Source organism: Halomonas sp. ND22Bw (assembly GCF_003011945.1).
Lineage (GTDB): Bacteria > Pseudomonadota > Gammaproteobacteria > Pseudomonadales > Halomonadaceae > Halomonas > Halomonas halophila.
The window spans coordinates 1-237 of record NZ_PXWD01001752.1; the positions used below are offsets into that span (position 1 = coordinate 1).

The 237-nt window shown below is 68.4% G+C and carries 1 protein-coding gene; it reads right to left on the minus strand.

Going from position 1 to position 237, the window contains the following annotated elements; genetic code table 11:
• A partial coding sequence (locus CVH10_RS24300) for an acyl-CoA dehydrogenase family protein (protein ID WP_369336025.1) occupies positions 1-237 on the minus strand: 237 nt, incomplete at both ends.

Below are 237 nucleotides of genomic sequence, written 5' to 3' on the forward strand. Positions count from 1 at the left end.
TTGGCCTCTCCGGTCCAGACCGAACGGCCCTGACGACGGTCCAGCGCATAGGCCAGGGCGTGCTGATAGGCGCGTTCGGCGACGCCGACACCCTCGACGCCGACGGCCAGGCGGGCGGCGTTCATCATCACGAACATGTGGGCTAGGCCCTGGTTCGGTTGGCCGACCAGTTCGGCCGTCGCGCCCTCATAGCTCATGACGCAGGTGGGCGAGGCGTGGATGCCCAGCTTGTGCTCG